The organism is Rossellomorea orangium (assembly GCF_019334305.1).
Taxonomy (GTDB): Bacteria; Bacillota; Bacilli; order Bacillales; family Bacillaceae_B; genus Rossellomorea.
Genome location: NZ_JAHWGH010000014.1, coordinates 438,894 through 464,493, shown reverse-complemented (window position 1 = coordinate 464,493; position 25,600 = coordinate 438,894). Strand labels below are relative to the sequence as shown.

Annotated in this window: 28 protein-coding genes and 1 pseudogene; 21 read left to right on the top strand and 8 right to left on the bottom strand. The window is 44.1% G+C overall.

All coding sequences use genetic code 11. The features are described from left to right. Position 1 precedes the first annotated feature (1 nt). Positions 2 to 199 (bottom strand): hypothetical protein, encoded by a 198-nt coding sequence (locus KYJ26_RS11995; RefSeq protein ID WP_219167501.1) that lies wholly within the window; start codon positions 197 to 199, stop codon positions 2 to 4. 303 nt (positions 200 to 502) lie between these two features. Between KYJ26_RS11995 and KYJ26_RS11990 the strand changes: the two genes are divergently transcribed. The 4 genes from KYJ26_RS11990 (at position 503) to KYJ26_RS24225 (ending at position 3,944) form a co-directional block, all read left to right on the top strand. After that, entirely contained in the window at positions 503 to 1,018 is a 516-nt protein-coding gene (locus tag KYJ26_RS11990) for a sigma-70 family RNA polymerase sigma factor (RefSeq protein WP_219167854.1), read from the top strand. Beyond that, a complete protein-coding gene (locus tag KYJ26_RS11985; protein WP_219167500.1) occupies positions 1,018 to 1,425 on the top strand; it encodes a PadR family transcriptional regulator in 408 nt (135 codons plus the stop codon). The genes KYJ26_RS11990 and KYJ26_RS11985 overlap by 1 nt, the downstream gene beginning before the upstream one ends. Positions 1,426 to 1,428: 3 nt before the next feature. Beyond that, positions 1,429 to 2,715 (top strand): FtsW/RodA/SpoVE family cell cycle protein, encoded by a 1,287-nt coding sequence (locus tag KYJ26_RS11980; RefSeq protein WP_219167499.1) that lies wholly within the window; start codon positions 1,429 to 1,431, stop codon positions 2,713 to 2,715. Between the two features lie 140 nt (positions 2,716 to 2,855). Further along, entirely contained in the window at positions 2,856 to 3,944 is a 1,089-nt protein-coding gene (locus tag KYJ26_RS24225) for a hypothetical protein (protein ID WP_307513857.1), read from the top strand. 105 nt (positions 3,945 to 4,049) lie between these two features. Here the strand turns inward: KYJ26_RS24225 and KYJ26_RS11970 are convergent, their stop codons facing one another. The 4 genes from KYJ26_RS11970 to KYJ26_RS11955 all read right to left on the bottom strand — a co-directional run bounded on the left by KYJ26_RS11970 (position 4,050) and on the right by KYJ26_RS11955 (position 8,736). Next, positions 4,050 to 5,132: a Ger(x)C family spore germination protein gene (locus tag KYJ26_RS11970; RefSeq protein ID WP_219167498.1), complete on the bottom strand. Its 1,083-nt coding sequence runs from the start codon at positions 5,130 to 5,132 to the stop codon at positions 4,050 to 4,052. Further along, positions 5,125 to 6,210 (bottom strand): GerAB/ArcD/ProY family transporter, encoded by a 1,086-nt coding sequence (locus KYJ26_RS11965; protein ID WP_219167497.1) that lies wholly within the window; start codon positions 6,208 to 6,210, stop codon positions 5,125 to 5,127. Before KYJ26_RS11965 ends, KYJ26_RS11970 begins: the two co-directional genes overlap by 8 nt. A 19-nt stretch (positions 6,211 to 6,229) precedes the next feature. Further along, on the bottom strand, positions 6,230 to 7,693 hold the full coding sequence (locus KYJ26_RS11960) for a spore germination protein (protein WP_257474981.1): 1,464 nt from the start codon (positions 7,691 to 7,693) through the stop codon (positions 6,230 to 6,232). A gap of 170 nt (positions 7,694 to 7,863) precedes the next feature. Beyond that, on the bottom strand, positions 7,864 to 8,736 hold the full coding sequence (locus KYJ26_RS11955; protein ID WP_219167495.1) for a zinc-dependent metalloprotease: 873 nt from the start codon (positions 8,734 to 8,736) through the stop codon (positions 7,864 to 7,866). Positions 8,737 to 9,079: 343 nt separating this feature from the next. Between KYJ26_RS11955 and KYJ26_RS11950 the strand changes: the two genes are divergently transcribed. Further along, positions 9,080 to 9,526, top strand: coding sequence for a Gmad2 immunoglobulin-like domain-containing protein (locus KYJ26_RS11950; RefSeq protein WP_219167494.1), 447 nt, complete (start codon positions 9,080 to 9,082; stop codon positions 9,524 to 9,526). A gap of 456 nt (positions 9,527 to 9,982) precedes the next feature. On the opposite strand, the gene KYJ26_RS11945 is transcribed toward KYJ26_RS11950, so the two are convergent. Further along, on the bottom strand, positions 9,983 to 10,816 hold the full coding sequence (locus tag KYJ26_RS11945) for a YitT family protein (protein ID WP_219167493.1): 834 nt from the start codon (positions 10,814 to 10,816) through the stop codon (positions 9,983 to 9,985). A gap of 170 nt (positions 10,817 to 10,986) precedes the next feature. Here KYJ26_RS11945 and KYJ26_RS11940 point away from each other — a divergent pair, with 170 nt between their 5' ends. From KYJ26_RS11940 to KYJ26_RS11925, 4 genes are all read left to right on the top strand, one after another. After that, positions 10,987 to 11,472 (top strand): RNA polymerase sigma factor, encoded by a 486-nt coding sequence (locus tag KYJ26_RS11940; RefSeq protein WP_219167492.1) that lies wholly within the window; start codon positions 10,987 to 10,989, stop codon positions 11,470 to 11,472. Further along, positions 11,469 to 12,152 (top strand): zf-HC2 domain-containing protein, encoded by a 684-nt coding sequence (locus KYJ26_RS11935; RefSeq protein ID WP_219167491.1) that lies wholly within the window; start codon positions 11,469 to 11,471, stop codon positions 12,150 to 12,152. Before KYJ26_RS11940 ends, KYJ26_RS11935 begins: the two co-directional genes overlap by 4 nt. A 63-nt stretch (positions 12,153 to 12,215) precedes the next feature. Then, positions 12,216 to 12,626: a RidA family protein gene (locus tag KYJ26_RS11930; protein ID WP_219167490.1), complete on the top strand. Its 411-nt coding sequence runs from the start codon at positions 12,216 to 12,218 to the stop codon at positions 12,624 to 12,626. Between the two features lie 196 nt (positions 12,627 to 12,822). Further along, positions 12,823 to 13,560, top strand: a complete 738-nt coding sequence (locus KYJ26_RS11925) for a hypothetical protein (protein ID WP_219167489.1) — start codon at positions 12,823 to 12,825, stop codon at positions 13,558 to 13,560. 117 nt (positions 13,561 to 13,677) lie between these two features. Here the strand turns inward: KYJ26_RS11925 and KYJ26_RS11920 are convergent, their stop codons facing one another. Beyond that, a complete protein-coding gene (locus KYJ26_RS11920; RefSeq protein WP_219167488.1) occupies positions 13,678 to 14,169 on the bottom strand; it encodes a DinB family protein in 492 nt (163 codons plus the stop codon). A 551-nt stretch (positions 14,170 to 14,720) separates the two neighbouring features. Here KYJ26_RS11920 and KYJ26_RS11915 point away from each other — a divergent pair. The 6 genes and pseudogenes from KYJ26_RS11915 to KYJ26_RS11890 all read left to right on the top strand — a co-directional run bounded on the left by KYJ26_RS11915 (position 14,721) and on the right by KYJ26_RS11890 (position 19,804). After that, positions 14,721 to 15,233, top strand: coding sequence for a hypothetical protein (locus KYJ26_RS11915; RefSeq protein ID WP_219167487.1), 513 nt, complete (start codon positions 14,721 to 14,723; stop codon positions 15,231 to 15,233). 170 nt (positions 15,234 to 15,403) lie between these two features. Next, complete coding sequence (locus KYJ26_RS11910) at positions 15,404 to 16,282, top strand: hypothetical protein (RefSeq protein ID WP_219167486.1); 879 nt, start codon at positions 15,404 to 15,406, stop codon at positions 16,280 to 16,282. Further along, positions 16,279 to 16,881 (top strand): ABC transporter ATP-binding protein, encoded by a 603-nt coding sequence (locus KYJ26_RS11905; protein WP_219167485.1) that lies wholly within the window; start codon positions 16,279 to 16,281, stop codon positions 16,879 to 16,881. The genes KYJ26_RS11910 and KYJ26_RS11905 overlap by 4 nt, the downstream gene beginning before the upstream one ends. Continuing rightward, positions 16,878 to 18,071 carry an ABC transporter permease family protein gene (locus KYJ26_RS11900; RefSeq protein ID WP_219167484.1) on the top strand — a complete coding sequence of 398 codons (1,194 nt, stop codon included), beginning with the start codon at positions 16,878 to 16,880 and terminating at the stop codon, positions 18,069 to 18,071. The genes KYJ26_RS11905 and KYJ26_RS11900 overlap by 4 nt, the downstream gene beginning before the upstream one ends. Before the next feature lie 123 nt (positions 18,072 to 18,194). After that, positions 18,195 to 18,735 (top strand): annotated as a pseudogene (locus tag KYJ26_RS11895) (DinB family protein). Between the two features lie 508 nt (positions 18,736 to 19,243). Further along, complete coding sequence (locus KYJ26_RS11890) at positions 19,244 to 19,804, top strand: GNAT family N-acetyltransferase (protein WP_219167483.1); 561 nt, start codon at positions 19,244 to 19,246, stop codon at positions 19,802 to 19,804. Positions 19,805 to 19,877: 73 nt separating this feature from the next. Here KYJ26_RS11890 and KYJ26_RS11885 read toward each other — a convergent pair whose 3' ends face one another. After that, positions 19,878 to 20,291 carry a MerR family transcriptional regulator gene (locus KYJ26_RS11885; RefSeq protein ID WP_219167482.1) on the bottom strand — a complete coding sequence of 138 codons (414 nt, stop codon included), beginning with the start codon at positions 20,289 to 20,291 and terminating at the stop codon, positions 19,878 to 19,880. Positions 20,292 to 20,500: 209 nt separating this feature from the next. Here KYJ26_RS11885 and KYJ26_RS11880 point away from each other — a divergent pair, with 209 nt between their 5' ends. The 6 genes from KYJ26_RS11880 (at position 20,501) to KYJ26_RS11855 (ending at position 25,527) form a co-directional block, all read left to right on the top strand. Continuing rightward, positions 20,501 to 21,541, top strand: a complete 1,041-nt coding sequence (locus KYJ26_RS11880; RefSeq protein ID WP_219167481.1) for an NAD(P)-dependent alcohol dehydrogenase — start codon at positions 20,501 to 20,503, stop codon at positions 21,539 to 21,541. 200 nt (positions 21,542 to 21,741) lie between these two features. Continuing rightward, complete coding sequence (dhaK, locus tag KYJ26_RS11875) at positions 21,742 to 23,493, top strand: dihydroxyacetone kinase subunit DhaK (protein WP_219167480.1); 1,752 nt, start codon at positions 21,742 to 21,744, stop codon at positions 23,491 to 23,493. A 163-nt stretch (positions 23,494 to 23,656) separates the two neighbouring features. Continuing rightward, positions 23,657 to 24,115: a VOC family protein gene (locus KYJ26_RS11870; RefSeq protein ID WP_219167479.1), complete on the top strand. Its 459-nt coding sequence runs from the start codon at positions 23,657 to 23,659 to the stop codon at positions 24,113 to 24,115. A 192-nt stretch (positions 24,116 to 24,307) separates the two neighbouring features. Beyond that, a complete protein-coding gene (locus KYJ26_RS11865; protein WP_219167478.1) occupies positions 24,308 to 25,087 on the top strand; it encodes a nucleotidyltransferase domain-containing protein in 780 nt (259 codons plus the stop codon). A 1-nt stretch (position 25,088) separates the two neighbouring features. Continuing rightward, entirely contained in the window at positions 25,089 to 25,334 is a 246-nt protein-coding gene (locus KYJ26_RS11860) for a hypothetical protein (protein WP_219167477.1), read from the top strand. A gap of 25 nt (positions 25,335 to 25,359) precedes the next feature. Next, entirely contained in the window at positions 25,360 to 25,527 is a 168-nt protein-coding gene (locus KYJ26_RS11855) for a hypothetical protein (protein ID WP_219167476.1), read from the top strand. The last annotated feature ends 73 nt before the right edge of the window (positions 25,528 to 25,600 follow it).

Below are 25,600 nucleotides of genomic sequence, written 5' to 3'. Positions count from 1 at the left end.
TCTATGACTCTTGTTTTTTGTAGAAAAAACAGGTGATTCCAACCAGGAAAACCAAAAAAATTAAAGCGTAGAGGTACCATCCGATAAAGTTGAAAGAGCCATCTGACATATACCGAGCTGCTTCTTCAATCGCCTTCACCACGGCAAAGGTGAGAATGGCGAGACAGGATAGTAGTAGGCCGGTTCGTTTAAGTTCCATATTTTTTCTCCTTTTAGACGTGTAATTTCCTACGGGCGATCTCACCTCACATATATCATTCTATTCTTTACCATTATATTACATCCGTGGAACAAGAGGAATACTATGGGTGAAAAACCGTGCATTGAACATGGTATATAAAAAAAAGCCAGAGGGACAGGTCCCCCGGCTCTAAGTGAGCCAATGGACCTGTCCCTGTGGTATTTTTAAAAATTTATCAAAAGCTGTACTTTTTGGAAAACCTATCCTGACTTTGTTCCGTCTAATGAAGTGGGAGGGAAGACAGTGGGGGAACTATCCGAAATGAGATTAAAATCAATGGAAAGTGCAACAATTGAGGACGTCGTGGAGCAGTATGGGGAGGATGTGTGGAAGCTAGTATTCTCATATGTACGTCAAGAACAGGCTGCTGACGACCTAACTCAGGAAATATTTATAAAAGTGTACAAGAAGATGGATACATTTTCAGGCCGGTCATCCTTGCGTACGTGGATATGGCGGGTAGCGATCAATCATTGTAAAGATTATTTGAATAGCTGGTATAAGCGAAAGGTGTTTACGGAAGAAGATCAACATTTTCAGATGATGAGTTCCGGAAGTTCAGTCGAAGGGGATGTCATTCAGAGGAATGAGGACCGGGAACTGGAAAGAGCTGTGCTCGGACTTCCATTAAAATATAGAGAAATCATTTATCTACATTACTATGCAGAGCGATCGATAAAAGAGGTCTCCATCCTTTTGGGTGTGAAGGAAAATACGGTAAAAACAAGATTAAGGAGAGCAAAGCAATTATTAAAGGAAGGTCTGGTGAATGGATGATGGAGGAACGTTTAAAAAGACTAAGAAAAGCGATGGATCATGGTTCATTTAATCAAATGCCTTTTACAGAAAAGAAAAAGCAGATGATCAATAGAGGAATACAGAACTCCAAAGGAAATGACCAAGACATCCTGTTGCATTTACTACAATTACTCGTTCAAGAGAAAACCGGACATGAACTCCTTAAGAATCTTCGCAGCAGGGGAATCAAGCAATATGAGGATAGACACGGTTTCCTCTACACCGCCCTTCACAAAATGGAACAGGACAAGCTGTTGGACTCTTCTTGGGAACAAAAGGGGAAGTACTACAAACTATCAAATCGTGGAAGGAAAGTCCTTCAACGGCTGGAAGAAGGAAAAACGGTGAAAAATCTTTCCTTCCACGCTTTACTTGAGGGGGAGTGAGGTATGAAGGAAACGAGAATGGATTATTTAAACCGTGTGCTCCGTCAAGTGAGGTCGAAAGAAGCGAAACAGTTCGTCGCCGATGAGCTTCACCATCACCTGGAAGAGGAGGTAAGGAGCTTAACAATAGCCGGTATGGATGAACGGGCTGCGGAAGATAAAGCGATTAAGCAAATGGGAAGTGCAGAACGCCTTGGGATGGAAATGAATAAGCTTCATCGTCCTCGTGTGGATTGGATCATGATCGGGTTGGTTCTGTTGATCTCGTCCATTGGGGTTCTTCCCAGCATGCATGTGAGTCCAGAATTGTATAATGATAATGGCTTTCTATTGAGGGAAATCACCTATCTTCTAATCGGCATCTTCCTTGCTGCATTACTGATGTTATTTGATTACCGGAAACTCCGTGTATTCAGATGGTGGATTTATGGTGGTACGGCTTTCATTCTGATTGCTTTGATGTTCTTTCCCAATACGTATATAAATGGGGAAGCCCATTTCAGAATCGCAAGTTTCACGATCGATAGTTCAGTCGCTGTCACTGCGCTAGTCTTGAGTTGGATGACATACTTAGGTAACGCCAAGACTGCATCTTGGTGGGTTCTTCCTATTGTAGTGATAAGCCTTTGTTCTTTGATGATGCTGCCCAGTTTACCTGCTGTATTCGTATTTACATTGACTTTAACAGCGTTGTTGTGGGGACGTTTTAAAGACAAAAGAAAGGTTATCATGTGGGGTTATGCGTTAATAGGAGCCTTGGTCGGAATTATGATATTCAATGCCGAATCCTATCAACTGGGTAGGCTGTATGCCTTCATTCACCCAGAAGAGTACAGAAGTAATCTTGGTTACATGTACTTGCGTAATCAAGAACTTTTGGCAAGAGGAGGGTGGTTCGGAGTAGGGGGAGGCATGGAGCCGATCAATGAAGGGCATACAAATTTTGCCCTTACAACGATTACCTATTATTACGGGTGGATAACAGGCGGTGTCCTCATCCTGACGGGACTATTCATTATGTACCGGATGCTGCGCCACATCCGATCTATCAAGGATCCATTGGGACAATCGATCATCATTGGCGGAGTCACATTATTCTCAACCCAATTCCTCTACAATGTAGGAATGATCATGGGCTGGCTGCCTCACACGGGGATGTCCCTCCCATTCGTAAGTTATGGGTTGAACCCGACATTACAGACGTTTATCGTAGTAGGTTTATTTTTAAGTGTGTATAGAAGAAAATCCCTTATATACTATCGGAAAGAAGCCAGAGGAGATGAATGGTGACATTTGGTTCTAAATGTAAGGGAAAAAATAGTTGATTCATACTAATGATGGATAAAAGGGACATAGGTTTTCGTTTATTTTCCATGACTCGTCCATACCTCTCCCAATCACCCGAATAGAATGGTGTAGAGGTGAAAACGATGAAAAAATTTAATGATGATCTAATACCAAAGCTTAGAAGAGGGGGAGCAGTCAATCCGAATTCTGTTCCCCTTCCTCCCCAAGGCTGTGATTTCTATCCTTTTACTTGTGAAGGTCCTCCAGGGCCGCCGGGACCAGAGGGACCCCAGGGGGTTCCGGGTGTTGCAGGACCGCAGGGAGAACAGGGACCCCAAGGTGAACAAGGGCCGGGAGTCTTTGAATGGGGCGAACTGGTGATTTGGGCAGATTCAAACGCAGCCGGTCCGGGGGATGGAACCCCATCGGATCCGTACACGTCGCTCCAGGCAGCCATTGATGCCGGAACGAATAGTGCAGAGGCCGTTGAATCCGGGATGAGGGCGAGGATCATGGTTCTCATCGCTGCAAACTCTGCCTTTAACGAAGATGTGGTCATCCCGCCTGCTCGCCATGTTCAAATGTTGGGAGTCGGACCATGGGAGCTCGGCGATTCGAGTCAAGCCGATTTTGCTTCATCTGTTGCAAGAAGCATCACCATTCAGACCAGTCGAACGGCCGAACAGGCGTACACGTCGCAAGGACCGGAATTTGTGGCCAGTCCCGTGACCGTAGTGGGGACCATCAACAACGGGACTTCGGTCAGCACCAGTTCCAATTACACAGACGGTGCGATGATCAGTGGGGATATCGCCTTTCAAAATGTGGACGAAGTCGATCCGGTTACCACCGTTGATTTTCAACTGTTAAATGCAAGAGTAGTAGGAGAAATCCGTCAGGCTGGCCACATGGGAGATGTGAACGCTTATCTTTACGGTACCCGGATCAACCGCATGGTTCATGATGGATTAAGGATTCAGCGGATGGTCGACTCCCGCGCAGACGGTGAAATAGCTGTTGCCGCCTATAATCATATTAACGCCACTTGGTTCCGGGGCAACGTCACGATTCCTGAGGTGGGAAGCGATTTACCGCCAATCGGGATATACAATAGTGATTTCGATAGCATCGAATGGACAGGGCCATTAAGAGTAGATGGAGCTTCGAACTACTATTTTGTAACCAATGAAAATGCATTAACAGGGACGAAGACGGTGATGTTTGAACCTTAATCGTTTAAACGATTGTGTGGGCCATCGTCGTATAAGCATGTCAAGAGAAGCAATCCACCATAAAGTGAAGATTGCTTCTCTTTTTTTAAAATATTTTATATGCCTTTAGTCGACGGTCCCTGTTTGTTGGATATCGATTTTTGCCTTAACGGAAACCGGTACGGTTGGATAATACGCTTCCCACTGTTTTTTATTAAATTTGCGATATTGTTCCTTATATTTTGCACCTAACCCTAATGGATCCACATTATGTTCCTTAAATTGTGTGATGATTTTGTTGGATTTTTCTTCTATTTGTTTCTCGATCTTCCCTTTGTATTTCTTTTTATCAAAAGCCTGCCTTTTCCCCTTTGTAGGGGCATATTCCAATAGTCTGGTTTTCATTTTTAGATTAATAGTAAACTCCGGTTTTCCCTGGACGATGTTGACGGTATATGTTGGCTTTGATTCCAGCGTTTCGAGAACCACTTTGTCCCCATTTTCAAACGTATACCCTTGGATCCCATCGTTTTTATCTTTATCCACCAATGTCTTGAAACTATATACATCTTCCATCGGTATGGCTGTAATAAATTTATCATAGCGAAAAAAGGCCATTCCCGTGATTTTGATGTTGCCATTTACATTGTTCATTATTGGTAGATAAGGATCCTGTCCGATTTGATGCAATTGAAATAAAAACGTCTGTAAATTGGTATGCGGGAGCTGCCCTGATTCCATGTTATGATCCAATAATTCTTGAAGATAAATGGAGATATTCTCATTCTGCAGTTTATTTGAATTTAATAACTCATTCGCACTCCCGTCCACAATGGCTACTTGAACAATACTTCCGATGGAGGGGTCACGATTCAGCGTATCTACAAAATCATTGATCCCCTTTTCCGCGAGAGTTCTCCCGTAAAGAGCAAATCGTAGCTGACCACTGACTAAGCTCAATCGTGTTTCATTATTTAAGTTAGTCCGAATTTCTTTACTGGTTTGTCCTAAGGAAGATCGAACTTCAGAATGTGACATGTCTTTTCTAATAATAGGAAATACAATCGTTCCCAATACCTCTCCATCGTCAGCCGAGTCATAGCTGACGCCCTGCAGCATACCAATCTCATTGACAATCTTAGTTGGGAGCATGGAGCAGCCTGATAATAGTAAAATGAACATTATCGAAAGGGCAGTACGTTTAACCACGTTGATTCCCCCTTTTAAACAAGGTGAAATAAATCAAAAGCAGAGGGATATAAATATAAAAGATATAGAGATTCATCTGCGTGACAGATGTATTAATCATCTCCTTGACCGTTTCATTTGAAAATTGGCAAATCACTACACTAACCAAGCTTGTGATCAGCAGGGCATACTTCTGTTTCATATTGAAAATCTTCTTGAACCCCCTGCTTGAGCTCCATAACAGGAGCGCAATCAGAGCCGTCACAATGATTAAATACATGGAGATATACAAATATTCAAATCTCTCCAAATAAGAGAATTTAATGATCTTGGTAATCGAAAGCTCCGGCCAAATCGTTGTCTTTAACTGTTCTTCACTGTAATAGGTTAAAGAAACGATGCACGAAAGGGTGTAGAGCAGTGTGGTAAAAAGGACACCGAGATGAGCAAACTTTTTGGATTTATCAGGGTTTCTGATGAACGGGTAGAACATTAGTAACGTCTCAGTACCAGCGATGGTGTACATCGAATTTTTAACGGCGTCCAGCATATCCATGAGCGAGTGATTCATGACAGGCAAGAGGTTTGAAAAGTGAGCCACTTTCAATGGGTAGTAATACAGGATGATGATCAGGATTTGTGGATAGATAAATGAATGAAAAGACACGCCGGCAACGACTCGGAATCCTCCTGAAATGCAATAATAAACCAAAACCATGATCAGTGTGGAAATGAGCCACGTAGGCAATACAGGAAACATCCATACTTGAATGATCTCGATGAATGCCAGCAAGACCGATATGCTGGCTAAAGCATAGTAAATCATAATGAAGAGACTTAAGAATTTCCCAAAGATCTTCCCAAAGGCGGCAGTATGTACGTCAATGATATCCCCATCCACTTTCTCCAACAGTGTATACATCACCCAAATGAAAACTTGGACCAGGCAGCCTGCCGCCAACACACCAATCCAAGCATCATGTCCAGCTTTCATTGTGATCGTTCGTTGGAAACTTAGAATGCCAACACCGACCTGTGAACTATATATGATAAAAAAGACTAAATAAGGAGACACTTGGTGCCTGATATTTACATTCAAACGTCATCACCCTATAACATTATTCATAAAAATCATTCAACGGCTCTGGAGCCTTCTTACTATCCACCAATTTCTTCTTCTTTTGTGGTCTTACACTTTGGGGATTCTCTTTCTGCATAGAAAAAGGTAGTCTGATCCACAAATCTTGAAGTGCGGTTTTTCGTAAAGGGTATAAGCTTAAATATGGGCGGCCAAGTGACGTCAACCTGATTAAATGGATGATGGCAAAAATCAAGCATACAAAAATACCCAATAATCCCATCCACGCCGCAAAGAAAATGACTGGAAATTTGATGAAGCGGATGGTGTTACTAAATTTATATACTGGTGATGTGTATGAAGCCAATGTGCCAAGCCCTACGAAAATCAGCAAGACATTACTGGTAAGCCCAGCTTCCACAACAGCTTGCCCTATGACAATCCCCCCTACAACACCAAGTGATTGCCCGATCTTCAGGGGTAAACGAATCCCTGCTTCCTTCACCATTTCAATCATGATTTCTAAAAACAGGGCCTCCAGAAACGGTGGGAAAGGGACAGTCGCTCTTGACCCTACCAGGGGCTCCAATAAACGGGCGGGTATTAATTCGTAATGAAAGGTCATGATGGCCACATACATCGGTGTAATGAAAAAAGAGATGAAAATGGCCGAAAACCTCAGCAATCGAAAGAAATTGGCGATGATCCAGGAATAACTATAATCTTCGAGTGCGACAAAGGATTCCATGTACGTGATTGGTAGAATCACCAGGTTTGGTGATCCGTCAACCACTATGATGATTTTCCCTTCCGTAAGCCCAGCTGCTACCCGGTCCGGTCTTTCCGTTGAGATGGACTGGGGAAACAATGAATGTGAATTATCCTCAATCATCGCGGAGATATAGGCACTGTCCTGGATATGATCATATTGAATATCTGTGATCCTCTGGACGACGGTGTTGACATTTTCCTTATCGGCGATCCCATTCACATACAAGACAGCCACTTTGGTACTCGATAATTTCCCGACCTCCATTTCCTTGACGGTCAGGTCTGAAATGGGCAATCTTTTGCGAATCAGATTGATATTTGTATCAATTTCTTCTATAAATCCAGCCTTCGGACCTAATGCAGAGTCTTCCAGTATGGGGATTCCAATATCACGAAATTTATTGTTGGCGATATTCACTAACAAACATTCATCATCATGGGAGTGAACTTGAATCGCCATATATCCGTTCATAAGGTTCTCGATGATCTCATCCCGATCACTCGTAAGAATATTTTCTTGAATGGGGATGATGCTCTTTAACTCTCTTAACGAACTCTGTTTCTGAATGTAGGGAAGAACATCTTTATGTAAGGTATCTGAAGATACAAGTGTACGATAATAGGAAATCCAAAAAGGTTCTCCATCAGTCAAGGAAGTGTGATAATGGATAAAGTCATTTGAGTAAGAAAGAACTTCAACCCAGTCTTGATGGTTGCTATCGCCACTCTTCATCTTCATGGCCCCCTTTCACCGATTCTGTTTATTGTGTGTGGAATTGGCGAATTTATGCAGGGGCATGGTCATATGAGAAGGGTGCTGATACTTGACGGTCGTGGATACGGGAAGTATACGGTAATAAAGAAAAAAACTCCCCACAGAGTCTGTGAGGAGGACATATTCAATCAGTTCCCGAACCACGTTTTATGTGCTTCGATCTGGTTGTCGTGCTCTTGATCCCAGTAGTCTACTTGATACGAATAATCATAGTTCATGATGCACTTGATGCCGCTGCCCTGGGCGTCGTGACCGGCTCCGTAGTTGTGGGAGAATTCATGCTGGGCTGCGTGCCATGTGTTTTCGGCTCCCTGGTCAAGGTTGACGCTGATGGCACTTCCGTTTGGTGCTGAAGGGTACACGTAGGCAATGCCGCCAGAGTTGAAGTTCACATCACGTGTAAAGCCTGCGACAAAGTCAAAGCCATTGCCGTTAAAGTCACGGTCAAGGTCCTGCAGGATTTCAGAAGCATTGTTTCCGTTCGAATCCCACTCTGCAAAGGCTTTGATTTCAAAGTCGATACCGTGATCACGGGTGAAGCCGTCATCCGCTTTCTCTATGATATTGGTCGTAAGGGTCTGCCAATCCGGATGTGCAGCGCGATACTCTTCATCGACGGCAACGAGTACTGTAACGGTGCGGTCTGTTGCTGCAGGTGGCTCAGTCGTTCCGCCGCCGGATCCGCCTCCACCTAACCAGTCAAACAGACCGAATAACTCTTCAGATGATGGATTTTTCTCTTTTGACTTTTTAATCGACTTTTCTTTGATTTTCTTTCCTTTTTCATCGAGGATGTCCGCTACCGTGCTGTTCTCAACGTGAGAAGGAGTGTCGAAAGTCTGCTTCCCCTTCGTTTTCGATTTTGGCAATGCATGTCCGATTTCGACCGTGTTTCCTTGTGAATCGATTATTGTTGCCTCAGTCGTCGATGCACTGGATGCACCAGGCAGAAATGCCATGGATACAGCAAGAGATAATGTAAGTAGTCCGGTTTTCTTCATGTGATAATCCTCCTGATATGTAATTGCCGGCCGGGCATCTATTAATCTATCATAAAAAATACCCAGTATCCTGAGGGCTTTTGTAAAGATTCTCACGATAATCCGAGCAGAAAGTCTCATTTTTTGTTAAAAAGGTGTAAATGGAAGGATTGAAAATGAGGGAAGCATGGAGATGGTCATACGTTTGTATGCAAGGAATAATGGATTTCGCCCGACGAAAATGAACTACCGACAAGAGAATAATATATTCAGGAACCGAATATTAGTTTATTATATTCGCTATAAAGTAGCCCTTTAAAAAGATGTTTACCCATTCCATTATGGTGAAAAGGGGTGCAGATTGATGAAGAAACTGGCTTTTATCATCATATTCTTTATGATTGGTGGCCTTGTTGCTTATACTCAACAATCAAAAGAAGAAACCGAAAAACCGATTGTCACTGAAACAAAAGAAGTAAATTCACCAACGGAAAGTGAGTCAGAGACAGAGGTTCCAGGGGATATGGTTTATGAGAATGAGGCATTTAAAGATGTGGCGTTCACTCAGTCTGAGGATGAAGTAATGGTCACTGGGAAGGCACGAGTGTTTGAAGGGGTATTTCAATATGCTCTTTATGCTGGAGAAAACGAAATGGAAACAAGCAACTACCAAACAGATGGAGCCCCTGCCTGGGGTGAATTCACGATTACGTTTAAAAATGAATCAGTCACAAGGGTTGAATTGTTTTACTACTCAGCAAAAGATGGATCGAAAATGGGTTCGCTGGAAATTCCGATTTTAATGGAGTAGGTAAGGTCAGAATGAAGAAGTGTTGGATGACCTGTCAATTGACTACTGTACTAGAGGGGGCGCACTTGTAGGTCGGGTGAATAGACGGAAAAATTCCGGTTAATTCGTCATCATAGATTAAGAGAGGCTGAAATAGACGGAAAGATTCCGCCTATTTACTCAAAAGAACAAAAAAGGGGTGATTTTTCTGGCCATAACCGGAAAAATTCCCCTTATTTACCCCAAAACAAGCTCCATTCTGAATATAACCGGAATATCTCCGCTTATTTTGCTTTACAGGTTCTTCTTTAAAGAAACCCGCCAAATGTCATATGGCGAGTTCTCCTTTTTAAATTAATTCGAGACATGTACTTTAACGTAACGATACAGACCCTTTCCATCCAGCGAGGGTGCCAAGGGACCTGTCCCCGTGGTACACAGCGAAGGTGCCAAGGGACCTGTCCCCGTGGTACAAGCTTACGTCTTAGGAAACGTAAATCCTTCCCCGAACACATCTCGAACATCGTGTACGACAACGAATGCTTTCTCATCGATCTGCTGGATCATTTTCTTCAGTAAGAAGAGCTCCTGCTTATTGATGACAACATATAGAATATCTTTGGATGCCTTTGAATAATGGCCTCTTGCATTGATGACGGTGACGCCACGGTCCATTTCAGCGCTCACTTTCTCCGCGATGGCATCGGTATCCTGAGAAATGATCGTAACCGCTTTACGTGTATCGAATCCATCAATCAGATAATCTAAGATCTTCGTGCTGATATAGATGGAGATACCGGTGTACATCGTATTCTCGACTCCGATGACGAACGAGGAACCGAGCACAACGAGGATATCGAACACGAACATGGTTGTACTGACAGCCCAGCCGAATTGTTGATTGAGCATGCGGGCAATGATCGTTGACCCACCCGTCGTCCCGCCTGAACGCAGCACAAGGCCAAGGCCGATCCCGATGAACACGCCGGCAAATACGGTGCCGAGCATGATGTCGACGGAATTTCCCATCCCTTCCGTCAATTGGATGAAGAGGGAGGTAAAGAAGATGGCTAGCATGGTGTACCATGTCACCCGTTTATTTAAGACCTTATATCCGATCGCGAGCAGGATCCCGTTCATGACGAAGTTCGTGATACCCGGCGACCAATCCAATACATAATAGAGGGTCATGGAAATCCCGGTTACGCCGCCTTCCCCAAGTTCATTCGGGATGGCAAACAAATTGACCCCGAGGGCAAAGAATAAGGAGCCAATAATAATCAATGTTATTTCTTTTACAGTTGTATTCATATCATCACTCCGTTCTCGTTGAATACTAGGATACTATAGCACATGGGGAGCCGGGGGGACAGGTCCGTTGGTTCTTTTTTGTGAGGCGAGACCAAGGGACCTGACCCCGTGGTACTTTTTTGTAACAAAATGACTTCACCATAGTCTTACATAGGAAGGGAGGCAGGCGGGTGACAGATTTTTTAAGGATTTATGAGCAATATTTCCGGGAAGTGTACGCGTTTGTACTCTCCTTGAGCCGGGATGAGAAGCTGGCGGAAGAAATCACTCAGGAGACGTTTTTTAAAGCATTGAAAGGGATGGACGGATTCAAGGGGCAGTGCAAGATGAGCGTGTGGCTCTGCCAAATCGCCAAGAATACCTACTTCACCCATCACTCCAGAGAGAAGAGACATGCGACGGAAGAGTTGCAGGATCTCCCTGGTGACATCGTCATCGAAAAGCTGATGGAACAGAAAGAAGAAGCCTTCCGCGTGCACAAAGCCCTGCATAGGCTAGCCGACCCTTACAAGGAAGTGTTCACCCTGCGGATCTTCGGGGAGCTCTCATTCAGGGAAATCAGCGAGCTGTTCGGAAAGACGGAGAGCTGGGGCAGGGTCACGTATTACCGGGCCAAACAAAAACTACAGGACGTATTGAAGGAGGATGGAAGATGAGGGACGTACCGTGTGAAATCATTGAAGATCTGATGCCGCTGGTCGTGGACGACGTATGCAGTGAGGAGAGCCGGGAGATGGTGGAAGAGCATCTTGCCCACTGCAAACAGTGCCAACTGAAATGGGAGCGGATGAAAGCGGATCTTCCCATTCCGGAAAAAAAGGGAACGGATCCGGCGACAGATGACCGCGTGATCAAAGGAATGGCATCCACGTGGAATAGGGGTAGAAAGAAATCGTTTCTAAAGGGCGTCTTCCTCTCATCCCTGTCCATAGCGGTCCTGGTTCTCGCTTATGTCGGCTTATTTGAATGGCAGATCACAAGCGTACCGGCAGACAATGCGGAAATCAGTGATGTCGGTGAAACAGAAGACGGGAAGATCTTGTATCACCTGAACATAAATGATGGTTACAGCGTCAATACATTGAAGTACAGCATGGACGATAACGGGGATTTCTACATTACGGCGAAGCGCCCGGTTGTGAAGGAGAAAGCACAGCACCTATCCACTCTCGAAAGGGGATATGATTTCATTGATGTCCCTGACCAGGAAAGCATGCGAGGCCAGAAGATCAAGGCCGTCTATTTCGGAACACAGAAGGATCGAAAGCTGATCTGGAAAAAAGGAATGGACCTGCCGGGTGCGAGTGAAGAGGCAAAGGAGAGGTTTGGCTTTTAATAGAAGGAATGTTGTCTTTCAGAATAGAACTTCTAAGGGATGTCAAAATCCGGAGGAAATCAGATGAATCGAAACATAAGTTTTATTCGCTCCAACCAGTTAGCCGAGGTCGATTACGCCTACGCATCACGAGTCCCTTCAGACATGAACCTCCTGTTTTTGGCGGGGGCCTGTCCGCTAAATGAAGAGGGAAAAGTCCCTTATGTCAACGACTACGAACGGCAGGCAAAGCTGTGTGTAGAGAATATGAAGGCAGTGCTGAAGGAGAGCGGCGCATCCCTGAAGGACGTAGTATATACACGGGTCCTTGTCGCATCCGACAATCAGGCCGACTTAGTGACGGCATGGGAGTCGATCAGGGAAGAGTTCGGTGATCATGATGTCCCGAGTACATTGTCGGGAGTGACGGTGCTTGGATACAGGGACCAATTGGTGGAGATTGAAGCGGTCGCGGCGGTTGAGAAAAGAGTATGAATAGAGGCAGTTGATTGAAAGAAGTCAGTAGGTGAGTTTTCTACCTGGCTTCTTTCTTTCTTATTAACAATTCCGTCACAATACCTGGATTTATTTCAAAATAAAGGAATTAATTCTATACATCCTCCAATGAATCCCTTACATTTTAAGTAATAAACCAAAAGGCATTAAGTCACGCAGATTGAGGAGGGTTACTTTGGACACTCAACTGATCATCTCACTTGTCATCCTGATCATACTTGCCGACATCGGCGCCATCATCCTGTTTATCAAATATAAAAAAGGACATATGGAGAAAAATCCATTCCTCACCATCCTTAAGAAAGAAGCGATCGTGTTTTACTATGCGTTGTTCCGTTGGAAAGTGAAACCTGCGGAAGGAAGGTATGCTTTTCACAAAGGCTCAAACTACTTCTGGCTCTTCATCGCCCTTCTTCATGAACAGGTGATCGAAGCGTTCGCCTTTCATTACTATTTAAAGGACGTGGATCCACTCCGGGCGGATATCCTCGTCGTCCTGCATATCTACAGTATCCTCTATATTCTCGGGGACTATAATCTCATCCGCAACGCACCGATTATGTTCAAAGGTCGCCAGGTGCTGATGAACGTCGGTGTGCGAAGATCTCTTGATTTTCAACTGGAAGATGTCGCATCCATCCAGCCGGCAAGGACACAATATGCAAAAAGCGGAGGGATCATCCATGAGAAGAATGTGTTTCATGTCGCCATGCTGCCGAGGGTGTTTACCCGGGTATTCGGGATGATCGATGAGTTGAGGTATGAAATCATCTTCAAGGAACCGATTGAGGCGAGAGGGTATTTCGGGCAGAGGAAGATGGTAGAGAAGGCATTAATTTATATGGAAAATGCTGAGCCGTTTATTCAGGAACTGCGGAAAAGGGTGTTGGAGGAGGGTGAGGCATTGGCATAAGGGAAGCATGGGGACGGTTCTCATGCTTCTTCTTCTTCTTAGGAAATGGAAGCAGAAGAAACGTCCCCGTGTACACAGCAAAAAAACAGCCGGCCTTCGCCGGCTGTTCTTCACTCATTACTTCGCGTTCATCGCTTCCATTTCTTCCTTACTCGGACCATACACACCAGGGACTTTCAAGTCAGCCTGACGCATTAACACGGTCAATTGTCCACGATGGTGAGCCTGATGCTGAATCAAGAGGCGGAATACGGCTTGAACCGGCATTTCCATTCCAAAGAGATTCACCATTTCGTTCATTTTTTCATCTGACACCTGCTCAGAAACAGCTTCTACGAGGCGGTCGCTGACGAGCTTATACGTTTCGCTGATTTCGGCAGCGGACGTCGGGGCGTCTTTGCGAAGATCCGGTACTTCGAATGTGATGCCAAGCTGAGCCGGGAAGTAGTATGTAGCTCCCGTGATGTGCCAGGCTACGCTTCCGATGCTGTACAAATCAGGTGCCACTTCTTGTTTCAGTGACTCGTCCGTCAGTGCATCCATTACCTTTTGGGTGACAGCGGCTTCTTGTTTCCATTCTTGTAGAAAATCGTTTTTGGATGTGAACATGGTTATTCCTCCTTTAATGTGATCACCATCATTGTAGCACGTGGAGGGTGCATTGGCTCCTTTTAGGGGCTGATCATTTCTACCTGTTTTCCAATGTCATATGGAGAAGCCAAGGGGACAGTACCTTGGCTCTTTTTTCATATTTTAGTCAGACCTTTCAATAAGATCGATACTGGTTGCGAAATAAAATTTCATATATTGTAATTCGTGGTTAACGGTTACTGAAACTGTGGCACACAAAGAAACTTCTTAGAAGAGTTTTCATTCTATATTAAAGGTAAAAATAAACAATAATAGAAAAATAGTCCTATTTTTATCTGTATTCCTACAAGAATAAACCAAATGAACTAATATATGGTAAGATAATTTTCGAATCGATTCAACGTAATACTCATGAGGAAATACTTGTTTCTTACATCATTCGATCATAAACATAATAGATAATGCTAGTACAAACGTGCAAGTAGTTTAAGAGACCATACTTACCGACATCACGTTCCTTACACCATGATCCTAAAAAAATAATAGGTTGTTTCAGAAGGAGAATTGGGATGAAAAAGTTTAAGAAGATTATGATGGGTATCACAGTGGCGATTTGTGCATTTGGTTTTACAATCAGTTCGGCAAGTGCAGCATCAGATTCTAATTATGTTTCGACACCATATGGTAAGCTTACATCGAATGCATGGAGATCAGGTCTGACCTCAAGTGGGAATACGTATCAGTTTACGTATCAAACGTCTGCTGTTTATTCTGGCAGCAACTCGGTTGATTGGATTAAAACGACATGGGAGGCATGTGCATCCTTACGAAACAGTGCTTCGATGTCGATCGGGATTTCGGCTGACGGTGTCAATGCAGGTTCAAGCAGTTCATGGCAAAACGTTTGTCAAAGTGCTTATTGGCAGAATTCAAACGGTGCAAAAGGGGCCTATTCTGAAACAAGAAATGCGGTCATCAAACCTAGTGCGGATTATAGAAGCGGCACCGTTTCTATCCAAAATGAAGCAAAAGTGAAGATCAAAAACGATGCAAGATCATGGTCTGTAAACGCTTCTGTATAAGAGTTCTTGAAACATTCAATGCTGATTCCTTCAAACGATGAGACAGTCGTTTGAAGGAGTCTTCAATCATATTATGAAAACGAAGGTAGGAGTATAGTTTGTAACGGTTGGTCATTGGGGCATTCCCCATACCATACATGCTAACTCCTTCTTTTTATGGAGATGATGACATGAGAATGCTTTTATTTCTAGGATTTAGTTTACTGTTATTCATGAGTGGGTGTGATCAGAAGGCTGGAGTGAAATCCGAGGCCATTGGCTGTTCAGGTGAAGATTGCAAGCTTGTGTATGATGGCGTTCAGTATCTTACATATGATGAAAAAGGAAAAACAAGCACCGGGAAGATTGATTCAACGGAAAACGAGTTTCAATACAGACTTCCGGGGAATGATCAGTACGTGACAAGCGGCAACTCCATAACGAATGATTTTTCTATTTTGAAAAAAGAAAATGATCGTCTGGAGCCCGTTTATGAACATGACAATGACAAAGAAGCCATATTCCCAGTGGCAGTGGTGGATAAGACGTACATCCTCGCCGTCATGGAATATTCCGGCGAAGAGCAGGTGTTCAAGGGTCTTTTCAAGTTGACGGATAAACATAAGCTTGAAAAACTAAAAACCGAGGATAACGACATGACCAAAAAGATCTTTGGAGTGGGCATCTCTTCTAATGATCAGTTCTTCGTCCTTCTGAGCGAAGATGGAAAGCAGAATCTGTATCACACCGATCTTTCTTTGTCTTCGTTTGAGCTGGTGGCAGAAGATGTGTCGCAAAATCTGAGCGCACATGAAGGAGATGTCTGCTACGTAAAAGACAAGACATTTTTCTGTGGAAATAAGAGTATCAAGGAGTTAGAGGATGGTACGGTATTTGCATGGGCGGTTGATGATTATATTCTGGAAGTGAATGATACAGGTAAGTTTGAAGTGAGAGACTTCAAGGATCAGAAGCTTTTACAATCCGGTAATCAATTTATCGGTTTTGATGAGAGTTCATCCAAGCTTACCATCTACAGCCAAGGCAACGTGACGGAGTTGGAGAAATGAGCCCAATACTAGCGCTTGAGAAGATCAATAAGAGCTACCGACATCAAATTCTTTCAAATCTGGACTTTACGTTCCGTGATAATGGGTTCTACGCGATCTACGGGGCAAGCGGCAGTGGGAAGTCTACTTTGCTGAATATCATTGCCGGATTTGAAACTCCAGATAGTGGATCGATTCATAAGACGTTCAACAACCTGGAATATGTCATGCAGGAACATATGCTCCTAACGAATATCACGGTGAAGGAAAATCTATACCTTAAGCTCAACATCACCGATCATTCTGTGAATGATTATGATGACATCATCATGACCACGTGCAGAAAGTTGAGTATTGATGGCCTCGTTGATGAAAAGGTTTCGTTTCTTTCAGGGGGAGAGAAGCAACGGGTATCCATCGCCCGGGCGTTGTTAAGTGCGCCAGAAATCATTTTATTGGATGAACCGACTGCAAGTATTGATTATGATGTCAAAGAAGATCTATTAATTCTGCTTCTGGAACTCTCCAAGGAGAGACTAATCATTGTCTCGACACATGATCCGGTTGTGAAAGACTACGCGGATACAACGCTGTCACTAGAAAGAGGGACATTTCAATGAACACTGCATTCGTTGTGAAAATGCTTAGGAAGAAGACACACCATTTTCTTGCGATTTCCATACTTATCATGGTCATTTCCTTGAGTATGTTAAATTTCATGGTTTCGTATATTTCCAATCAGTATCAAATGATCAATAAAGACTTCACGAACAACAATAATGTGAAAGTCATCCATGTGACGGGGAAAGGCATGGGGGATACGACCACCCAAATATCATTGGAAGATTCACGTGATATCAACAAACTGCTGAACGAGAAGGATCTGGCGGACAAAGCCAAAGCCTATCCGGTTTATACGCTGCCAACCATTTATCATGATTCAATGGATACGGCGTATTCCCTGATTGGAATCAATGAGGAACTGGCATCGCTTGTAAGTGAAGGATGCACCTTGAAAGAGGGGCGGATTTGTGTAGGAGATAAGAAAGATGGCAAGATTGCCCTCAATGTCCCTGTAATAGAAGAAAAAGACGGTGGCTTCTCCTCCACTGAAACCGTTGACCTCGATATGACAGCGGAAAAAGGGGCGACCAATGAGAATGCCATCTTCATTCATTCCATTCCCAAAAACAACCAGGCCTATGTGAACGAAAAAGAGGCCGAAAAGCTGACAAAAATCATGTACCAAAAATCTCAGAACAGCCCAGAATACATCAAAGAATCTCAATTGAGCAACCTGATTGTGTATGTGAGTGACATTAAAGATGTCGACACCGTCGGGGAGATGCTAAAAGAACAAAATTATTTTACCAGCTATACCTTTAACAGCTTTGAAAACTTCTCAATCAACATCAGTACCAATCAGATGATCCTCCTTATTCTATGTGTGTTCCTGGTGATAGCATCCATCGTGACGGCGATCCTGTTGATGATCAATTTCCTTCGAATTCAGAAGAAGGAAATTGCGATTCTTAAACTGATAGGCTATAAGAATGAGATGGTCGTCACCATTTATACGAGACTACTTACCATCCTGTTTCGTAACATCTTCCTTTATACACTGATCATCTACTTATTCAATTATTTCTTTAAGCTGATTCCGGTTAGCCTTCCGTTTCTCGGAATGATTGTCCTTTTGGATACTTTCATCCTGTTGATTACACTGGCGTTCGTGTATTTCTTTGGAATTAAGAAGATTTGTCGAATGGATACGATTGAGTTGTTGAAGAAGGGGAAGGAATTTGAATAAGAGAATGCCGAGCAAGGGGAGGGTTCCCTTGCTTCTTTCTTATTTTAGAAACACTATCACCCGGATCTTGATTGCAGTATGATGAATGATAAGAGCTCTAATCAAAAAAGAGGAGGGAAGCGGATGAACTTCACACTAGAGGAAGCCATCGAAATATTGGAAAGAACGCCGGTCACTCTGGAAACGTTCCTGATCGGTCTGTCAGAAGGGTGGCTTGTATGCAATGAAGGGGATGAGACCTGGAATGCGGTCCAAGTAGTCGATCATCTCATTGAAGGGGAGAAACTGAATTGGATTCCGAGGTTAAAGATGATTCTTCAAGAAGGGGAAGGAATGGTATTTCCTGAATTTAACCGTCATTCGCATCTGGAAGCTAATGCATCTGGAAGCTAATGCATCAGGAAGTCTTAAAGAAAAATTAAAGGATTTTGCTTTTCTCCGAAATGAAAATATCAACGAATTAAATGAGTTGTTAGCTCTCTACGAAAATGCCCTTGATCGAACGGGATCGCACCCTGCATTCGGTAAAGTGACGGCCAGGGAGCTTATTTCTACTTGGGTGGTTCATGACTTGACGCATCTGTCGCAAATCGTGAGGGTGTTCTCGAAACGCTATGGGGAAAATGTTGGGCCTTGGAAGGAGTATTTGGGTGTATTACATTAGGAGTAGTGAAGCAAGGGGAGGCCATGTGCCGAAATGACAGATGTTGTAGTATCATGATTGTCGGTTTAGTAAGTTTGGCGAGTTTCTTTAATAGGAATACAACTATTGTCCATTCCTTTATGGAAGAACCAGTAAAAGGAATATAAGCGGAGTTTTTCCGGTTATTTTCAGTATGGAACTTGTTTTGGAAGTACATAAGCGGAGGTTTTCCGCTTATGTACAGAAAAATCACCTATTTTTGTGTTTTTAGCTGAAATAGGCGGAATCTTTCCGTCTATTTCAGCTTTTTTTAATAGTCATTATGAATTAAGCGGAATTTTTCCGTCTATTTTATCAGGTCTAGTGCTTAACCTGATTTCCCAACCGATAAGTGCGCCCCCATTTACACCTATATACGGGAATATGGAAGCAGCAGAACCGTCCCTGTGCACCTAGTGAAGGATTTTCTAAGTAAGATGAAGAATAGAGTAAGAGTGATTGATACGAATGGAATGAAGCAGGTGAAGAAATGATTCATTATTCTGGTACACCAACGTTAGAAACGGATCGATTAGTTCTGAGGAAGCTGGAACTTTCAGATGCTCAAAGTGTCTATGACCATTGGCTTTCCGATGATCGCGTGATGGATAATCTGATTAAGGGAGCACACAAGTCGGTAGAGGAAACTAATAAGAGGGTAATGGAGATCGTGAGTCAGTATGATACGAAAGAGTTCTGTTATTGGGGAATCGAACTGAAATCAAGTGGTGATTTGATTGGAGCGATTGATCTTTTCCACTTTGATTCTATGACGGAGAACTGTGAAGTGGGATATACAATCGGTTATGAATGGTGGAACAAGGGGTATGGAACCGAGGCACTGAGTGCTGTCATTGAATTTGGGTTTAGAACGATGAACATTCATAAGATATCAGCAGCTCATAATACGGATAACCCGGCCTCCGGAAAGATTATGCGTAAAGTGGGGATGAAACAGGAAGGGACCATTAAACATATGATCCGCAATGCCAAGAATCAGTATAAGGACTGTGTGGTCTATGGGTTTCTTCAGGAAGATTATGTTAATTGAAGCATAGGGAAGGTTCTCATGCTTCTTTTTTATTGTTTAGAAGCATGAGAAAGTGCCGTCCTTCATTTGAAACTTATGGATGCCTTATCTCGATTTTCTTATTCTTATGAACGTCCTCCGTCCCAGCCTCCACTGCGGTCTTATAATAGCTGCATTTATGATTAATAACCTCCATCGTTTGCTGGAGCTCTTTAATCTTTGCTTCCACAGTTGCTTTTCTTTCTAAAAACATATTGTATCGAATCTGCAGGGTGTCATCGCCTTCTGCACACCAGTCGATGAAATGTTTGATTTCCTTGATCGGCATTCCGGTGGATTTCAGGCACTCGATGATGTGCAGGGCGGAGATATCCGATTCTTTAAATCGTCTGGTGCCATTTTCAGTTCGTTCAACAAAAGGCAAGAGACCTTCCTTGTCGTAGTATCGCAAAGTATAGATTGAGAGATTCAGTTCTCTTGCCACTTCACCAATGGAATACGTCTTCATGTTTGCGCTCCTTTTCCGTCATCTAGACGTCGAGTTAACTCTATGTTTGTAGGGAATCGTAGCACGGTGATCCCCTTCTGTCAAAGCAAAACAAATGAGCATATCGAGCAAGGGTTATCTCTTGACCTAGAGTTCACTATAGGGTTTACCATGGATGTAACAAGAGTTCATTTTCTCTTGAAAGCATCTATTACAGGAGGTTTTTATTCATGGTAATTGCTAAAGCACGAGCTGTTGACGGTCCTGACAAACCTTTCAGAGAGGCTGAAATCGAGAGGCGCAATCTGGATGTGCATGATGTTCTGATTGAAATCAAGTATGCCGGAATCTGCCATTCCGATATCCATACGGCACATGGTGAATGGGGAGAAGTGAAGTATCCACTTGTACCCGGACATGAGATTGCTGGTATCGTCACCGAAGTAGGTTCTGAGGTAACGAAGTACAAAGCAGGCGACCGGGTAGGAGTCGGATGTATGGTTGGTTCCTGCGGCGAATGTAAGAACTGCCGTGCAGGGGAAGAGCAGTACTGCCTGGAAGGAAACGTACCGACTTATGCTGGTGTGGACAAATATGGTGAGTTGACTCAAGGCGGTTATTCAACCCATATCGTTGTAGAGGAAGATTTCGTCCTTCGTATCCCTGATAACATCGAGCTTGACGCTGCGGCACCTCTATTATGTGCGGGGATTACGACATTTTCTCCATTGAACCATTGGAATGCAGGCCCAGGAAAGAAAGTGGCCGTTGTCGGCATGGGTGGACTTGGTCATATGGCAGTCAAGATCGCACATGCCATGGGAGCTGAAGTAACGGTCCTTTCCCGTACTTTAAATAAGAAGGAAGATGGATTGGAATTCGGAGCAGAAGCTTATTATGCCACCACTGAGTCTGAGACGTTTGAGAAACTTGCCGGCACGTTCGATCTGATCATCAACACGGTCAGTGCCAAGATTGATATCAGTGCGTATCTATCGCTGTTGACGCTTGATGGGGCGATGGTCAATGTGGGAGCACCTGCTGAGCCGTTGGAAGTCAATGTGTTCTCATTGATCGGTCACCGTCGTTCCTTTGCCGGTTCCTTGATCGGGGGCATTCGCGAGACTCAGGAAATGCTCGATTTCTGCGGGGAACATGGAATCGTTCCTTCAATCGAAGTGATTTCCGCCGATTACATCGATGAAGCGTATGAACGGGTATTGGGTTCTGATGTGAAGTATCGGTTTGTGATTGATACGAGTACGATTTAATTGGAAGGAAGCACGGGGACGGGTTCCCTTGCTTCTTTTTGTTATTTTGAGAAAACATTCCTATACTTCCATCAGGTTTTCATCCACCCCAAAAACGGATATAGAATAGAGAAAGCCAATTGTGCATAAGTTGATTTGCCTTGTTTTAACGAGGACAGTGAAATCATGTAAGAAACACTAAACTGGAGGAGGAAATACTAATGAAGAAAGTCATGAACAAACCTGAAGATTTGATCGTGGAAATGTGCAATGGAATGGCCATGGCTCATCCAGAGCTCGAGTTTATGAAAAAGTATAAGGTCATGAAGAAGAAGGACCTCAATGAAAATAAGGTCACATTGATCAGCGGCGGAGGAAGCGGACATGAACCTGCCCATGCCGGACTTGTAGGAAAAGGGATGTTAGACGCTGCCGTGTGTGGAGATGTGTTTGCATCGCCTTCGCAGATTCAGGTGTATCAGGCGATCAAGGCAACGGCTGGTAAAAAGGGAGCCCTGCTCGTCATTAAGAATTACAGCGGGGATATCATGAATTTTAAAAATGCGGCTCACATGGCGTCAGAAGATGGAATCCCGGTGGAATATGTCAAAGTCGATGATGATATTGCCGTGGAAGACAGCCTTTATACTGTGGGGCGACGTGGTGTTGCGGGGACCGTGTTGGTACATAAGATTGCCGGAGCGGCTGCTGAAGAAGGCAGAAGCTTGAAGGAAGTCAAAGCCGTGGCGGAGAAGGCCGCTGAAAATGTCCGTAGCATTGGCTTTGCACTGACTTCATGTACAGTCCCGGCCAGTGGATCTCCGACGTTCGAACTGGCTGACGATGAGATTGAATATGGTGTCGGGATCCACGGAGAGCCGGGAACAAGACGGGAAAAAATGGCTTCTGCTGATGAATTGGCAGAGCGTATGGTCAACGATCTTCTGAAGGATCTCAAAATGGAAGATTCCTCTGAAGTTGCGATTCTTGTAAATGGGTTTGGTGGCACGCCACTACAAGAACTCTATCTTTTCAACAATGCCGTTACCAGAATCTTAGCAGAAAAGAAGATTTCAATTAACCGTGCCTTTGTCGGCAACTTCATGACCAGCATTGATATGGCCGGTGTCTCCCTGACCGTGATGAAGCTGGAAGAAGAGTTGAAAACCCTACTGTCAAAGGAAAGTACAGCACCTGCATTCCGAGTGGACGGACCTGTCCCTGGTGTGGAGTACATCGACCTCGAGGAGGGTGAGGAACCGAAACCCGTATCCTTCGAAGTGGAAACACCGGAAGAACACGCTGTGATTAAAAAGGATAGAGCAACACTTGAAAACATCATCTACCTGGTGGATAAAATGAGCGACACCATCATTAAAAATGAGAAACCATTCTGTGAATTGGATTCCCATGCAGGAGATGGGGATTTCGGAATGAGCGTCTCGAAGGGCTTCAAGCAATTGAAGAGGGAGTGGAAGGACATCCTGGGTCAAGAGAATCTCACCATTGGCAGCTTCCTGGATGCAAGCTCCATGGTCATCATGGAGTACTGCGGCGGTGCATCTGGTCCGATATGGGGATCTGCTTTCAGGGCAGCAGGGAAAGCGGCGCAGGATCGAAAAGAGCTGACCGTGGAAGAATTCGCGGATATGCTGCAGGCCGCTGTGAAAGGAATCCAGGATACTGGCGAACGATCCTTCGGAAGGGGAGCAGAGGTTGGCGACAAAACCCTCGTGGATGCCCTCGTTCCATGTGCCGATTCCTGGTCCCGAAGTGCCGCAGACGGAGATGACTTCAAGACCGCCTTCCAAAAAGGAGCGGAGGCAGCTGTAGAAGGAGCCGAGAAAACCAAGGATATTGTTGCCCGTATGGGACGTGCGGGTACGGTAGGGGAACGTAGTCTCGGGCATCCTGATGCCGGTGCGTATGCTCTTGGGGTAATATTTACGGAGTTATCGGAGAGTTTGAAGTAATGAGTAAAGGAGGCAGGGGGGGTCCCTTGCTTCTTTTTTCTATTAGGTGGAAGCATGCTTCCGCATTACTTTTTCAATCAAAAGTCTTAAAGAAAATTAGAACGAATACCGGAGCCATTTTTCTTTGAAGAGTACTAAGATGGAGAAAAAAGGAGGTACCATCATGATTAAAGGATTATATGAAGCACATTTACCTGTATGTGATATGAAGCAGTCCATCGTTTTCTATCAGAAGCTCGGTTTGGAACTGGCGTATGAGAGTGAGAAGGTTTCCTTTGTCTGGATTGAGAAAGGGAAGAGTTGGCTTGGGTTGTGGGAGGCGGATCAAGTGAATATTCCGTATCATGCTTCCATCCGGCATATCGCCTTTCATGTTGAACCGGAGGATATGATAGAGGCGAAGGCATGGTTAAAAGAGAGAGGAGTCGAGGTGCGGGAAGCGTTCGGATTTTCACCGGAACGGCAGCCAATCGTTTTACCAAACAATCCCCAGGCACACGCTTGTCTGTATTTTGATGACCCCGACGGAAATTCCCTTGAATTCATCGCTCCCTTGCGATTGGATCATGAAGAAGCGTTTGAGATGATGACACTTGGGGAGTGGATGGATCTGGAAAAATGAGGTACTGGGCGGTTCCCGTATTTCTTTTTTCTTTGGTGGAAGCAGCAGAACTGTCCCCCAGCTTCTTTTTTATATCGATTGAAGCATAGGTAATCATAAATAAACAGTTATTCTTCAACGGAATGGCTGTTTTTTTATGCCAAAATTGGTACAATGGCGTAATATCCATTTTTTACATAGGGGGACATGGGCATGAGACAAGAAATAGCGGTTGAGAAGGTATTGGAGAGTCTGAAAAAAGATCACAGCGTCCGGAGCGTATTCCTGAAAGGATCCATGGGGCGGAAGGAACACGATGAACACTCGGATGTCGACCTGTACTGCCTGGTTGCAGAAGGGGAGGAGAACGAATTCCTGACCCGTCGCCTAGATCATCTGAAGGCGTATAAGGACCTTATCTTCTACGATGACATCTTCATCATCGCACCGCAGATCATTGCCATTTATGAAGACTGGCTGCATATCGATCTGTTCACGGTAACGGAGAAGACGTTTCAGGAGAAGGATTTCTTTACGGTGTTATATGATCCGGACGATCTGATGGGGAAATATCAATCTACTCAAAATCTCGAACTATCAAAGGAACAATTCATCGAAAACTTGCTGGATGCGGCATGGTTCCTGTTTCAGCATGGGAAGGCAGCGGCGAGAGGGAATGATACGTGGGCGGTGGAAATGCTTCGTCATTGTATGAGGAATGTGACAACCATTTTGCTAGCGAGATACGCAAAAGAGCGGGCGGTTCTTGGATTGAAGACGATTCACAGGGATTTGCCACAGGACTTGCAAGATCGAGTGGTGGAGATTTATGAGGAGATGACGCCGTCCCGTCATGGGGATGCAGCGAGGAAGATTGCGAGTTTATTGGAAAGTGAGTTTGATTGGATTTGCGGAGAGATGGGTGAGGATGAGGTTTCTTCGTTTATGGGGTTGATGATTGAGAGAGTGTTGGAAAACAAGGGGGAGCAATAAAGTGGTGGACATTTTCATAACCCTACTGATTTTACTTGGGATTATTTTCATCGTGGAGTTACCGATACATCTTATGAACATAAAGAAATCGAACATGATCCACTTTCTAGCCTATATAGTAATGGCGATGATCGGGTTTGGAATAGGTGGAATTTTTGGTGAGTACTCGCAGTTTACTAAAATTCTAGCCTCTTCATTCATTGGGCTTGCTTTCGTTTCTTTGTTTAGTAAACGAGAAGAAGTCTAACTCTTTGAGGTAAAGGAGGATGAGTATGAGGACGATCCGGATTTTGTGTTTATTACTCGTGGTATTTTCAGGTTTGGGTATGGCGGGGATGCTTATGGAGGAACCGGTTGTTCCAATTGCAATAAACTATTTGGGGATATTTGTGCTTTCTGTCAGCATTGCCATTCTTGCTTCGAAAAGACAACTAAAATAATCATAGGTGTGAATAAGCGACAGGGATTTAATAGAAACGGTAAAAGATTGATAACTTTCAGGAAACAGTTCGA

What these genes read in the sequence shown, in the direction of transcription:
- KYJ26_RS11995 (WP_219167501.1), bottom strand. Translation starts at nt 199, where the DNA reads ATGGAACTTAAACGAACCGGCCTACTACTATCCTGTCTCGCCATTCTC.
- KYJ26_RS11990 (WP_219167854.1), top strand. Translation starts at nt 503, where the DNA reads ATGAGATTAAAATCAATGGAAAGTGCAACAATTGAGGACGTCGTGGAG.
- KYJ26_RS11985 (WP_219167500.1), top strand. Translation starts at nt 1,018, where the DNA reads ATGGAGGAACGTTTAAAAAGACTAAGAAAAGCGATGGATCATGGTTCA.
- KYJ26_RS11980 (WP_219167499.1), top strand. Translation starts at nt 1,429, where the DNA reads ATGAAGGAAACGAGAATGGATTATTTAAACCGTGTGCTCCGTCAAGTG.
- KYJ26_RS24225 (WP_307513857.1), top strand. Translation starts at nt 2,856, where the DNA reads ATGAAAAAATTTAATGATGATCTAATACCAAAGCTTAGAAGAGGGGGA.
- KYJ26_RS11960 (WP_257474981.1), bottom strand. Translation starts at nt 7,693, where the DNA reads ATGAAGAGTGGCGATAGCAACCATCAAGACTGGGTTGAAGTTCTTTCT.
- KYJ26_RS11955 (WP_219167495.1), bottom strand. Translation starts at nt 8,736, where the DNA reads ATGAAGAAAACCGGACTACTTACATTATCTCTTGCTGTATCCATGGCA.
- KYJ26_RS11950 (WP_219167494.1), top strand. Translation starts at nt 9,080, where the DNA reads ATGAAGAAACTGGCTTTTATCATCATATTCTTTATGATTGGTGGCCTT.
- KYJ26_RS11945 (WP_219167493.1), bottom strand. Translation starts at nt 10,816, where the DNA reads ATGAATACAACTGTAAAAGAAATAACATTGATTATTATTGGCTCCTTA.
- KYJ26_RS11935 (WP_219167491.1), top strand. Translation starts at nt 11,469, where the DNA reads ATGAGGGACGTACCGTGTGAAATCATTGAAGATCTGATGCCGCTGGTC.
- KYJ26_RS11930 (WP_219167490.1), top strand. Translation starts at nt 12,216, where the DNA reads ATGAATCGAAACATAAGTTTTATTCGCTCCAACCAGTTAGCCGAGGTC.
- KYJ26_RS11920 (WP_219167488.1), bottom strand. Translation starts at nt 14,169, where the DNA reads ATGTTCACATCCAAAAACGATTTTCTACAAGAATGGAAACAAGAAGCC.
- KYJ26_RS11915 (WP_219167487.1), top strand. Translation starts at nt 14,721, where the DNA reads ATGAAAAAGTTTAAGAAGATTATGATGGGTATCACAGTGGCGATTTGT.
- KYJ26_RS11910 (WP_219167486.1), top strand. Translation starts at nt 15,404, where the DNA reads ATGAGAATGCTTTTATTTCTAGGATTTAGTTTACTGTTATTCATGAGT.
- KYJ26_RS11905 (WP_219167485.1), top strand. Translation starts at nt 16,279, where the DNA reads ATGAGCCCAATACTAGCGCTTGAGAAGATCAATAAGAGCTACCGACAT.
- KYJ26_RS11900 (WP_219167484.1), top strand. Translation starts at nt 16,878, where the DNA reads ATGAACACTGCATTCGTTGTGAAAATGCTTAGGAAGAAGACACACCAT.
- KYJ26_RS11890 (WP_219167483.1), top strand. Translation starts at nt 19,244, where the DNA reads ATGATTCATTATTCTGGTACACCAACGTTAGAAACGGATCGATTAGTT.
- KYJ26_RS11885 (WP_219167482.1), bottom strand. Translation starts at nt 20,291, where the DNA reads ATGAAGACGTATTCCATTGGTGAAGTGGCAAGAGAACTGAATCTCTCA.
- KYJ26_RS11880 (WP_219167481.1), top strand. Translation starts at nt 20,501, where the DNA reads ATGGTAATTGCTAAAGCACGAGCTGTTGACGGTCCTGACAAACCTTTC.
- dhaK (WP_219167480.1), top strand. Translation starts at nt 21,742, where the DNA reads ATGAAGAAAGTCATGAACAAACCTGAAGATTTGATCGTGGAAATGTGC.
- KYJ26_RS11870 (WP_219167479.1), top strand. Translation starts at nt 23,657, where the DNA reads ATGATTAAAGGATTATATGAAGCACATTTACCTGTATGTGATATGAAG.
- KYJ26_RS11865 (WP_219167478.1), top strand. Translation starts at nt 24,308, where the DNA reads ATGAGACAAGAAATAGCGGTTGAGAAGGTATTGGAGAGTCTGAAAAAA.
- KYJ26_RS11855 (WP_219167476.1), top strand. Translation starts at nt 25,360, where the DNA reads ATGAGGACGATCCGGATTTTGTGTTTATTACTCGTGGTATTTTCAGGT.